At 72.7% G+C, this 1,266-nt stretch carries 1 protein-coding gene; it reads left to right on the top strand.

Features of this window, described 5'->3' with window-relative positions; all coding sequences use genetic code 11:
* Positions 1 to 344 precede the first annotated feature (344 nt).
* The coding region (locus tag ACFWPJ_RS33225) for an arabinosyltransferase domain-containing protein (RefSeq protein ID WP_378857547.1) at positions 345 to 1,266 on the top strand (922 nt) is incomplete at its 3' end.

Here is a 1,266-nt window from a genome sequence, read left to right as displayed (position 1 = left end):
GCTCCTATGTCGCCTACGCAACGGCACCTGACCGGCGGGACGGCCGCGACGGCCGCTGCGCGGCCTGCCCCTCCTCGAGGCCGGGCGTGCGGGGCCGGGTTGGGTGATTGGTGCGGCACACGCGGTGTGCTGGCGCGCTCGAGTTCGCGGCCTCTTGGTCCCGCCGCTGACGCGGCGGCCACTCCTTGGGGGTCGGGCGTGCGGGGCTGGGTTTGTCGGAGCGCCGCGATCGCTAGTTCTCGGCCGCTCCTGTCGGCCGGTTGCTGCGGGGCGGGGGTGCGGGAAGTGGTGGTCCGATGTCGGGGTTTCGACCGCCTTCGTCCGCGCCGCTAGTATCGGGCCCCGTGGTAGAGACGATGGTGCGGCAGGGGCATCCGCCCAAGGATGCTTCGGACCCCGTGCGACGGGCCCGGCTCGGCGGGTGGGCGCGCATCGTCGCGCTCGTCGCCGCCCTCGTCGGCGTGCTGAGCGCGGTCGCCATCCCGTTCCTGCCGGTCCGGGTCGACACCGCGACGGTGTCCTGGCCGCAGCGCGGCACGATCACCTCGATCGAATCCCCGCTGGTCGCCTACGCTCCCGCCGCCCTGTCGGCCACCGTGCCGTGCGCCGCGCTGAGCACGCTCGCCGAGAGCGGCGGCGTCGCCGTGTCGACGATTCCGCGCCAGTCGGCCGACATGGAGAGGTACGGCTTCGTCGTCAAGGTCGTCGCCGACACTCCCGACCGGCCCGGCCGCGTCGATGTGGTGTCGCGCTCGACACTGCTGTGGACGGCGCCACTCGCCGACGTGCTCGGCAACACCTGCGCGATCTCCGTCGCGATCTCGCCGCAGGAAGCCGCCGTCACCGCGACGGGCCTCGGTTCCGCCGGCGCGACCGTGCCCACCGACCTGCGACCCCAGGTGGTCGGCGTCTTCAGCGAGCTGACCGGCGCCCCGCCCGCCGACCTCGCGGTGCAGGTGGTGGCCGATTCCCGCTACACGACCTCGCCGACCTGGATCAAGCTCGCCGTGATCGTGCTGTGCCTGCTCGCGACCGCGCTGTCGCTGTTCGCCCTGCACCGGCTGGACGCCCTCGACGGCCGCTCGGCCCGCCGGTTCCTGCCGCAGCGCTGGTGGCGGCTGCGGCCGGTCGACTGGCTGGTGTTCGCGGTCCTGGTCGTCTGGCATTTCATCGGCGCCAACACCTCCGACGACGGCTACATCCTCGGCATGGCCAGGGGCGCCCGCAGTTCCGGCACCATGTCGAACTACTACCTGTCTCTTATAC

Source organism: Nocardia sp. NPDC058497 (genome assembly GCF_042720195.1).
Taxonomy (GTDB): domain Bacteria; phylum Actinomycetota; class Actinomycetes; order Mycobacteriales; family Mycobacteriaceae; genus Nocardia.
The sequence above is the reverse complement of the archived record's forward strand: the minus strand, read 5'-3'. Positions and strand labels throughout refer to the sequence as shown.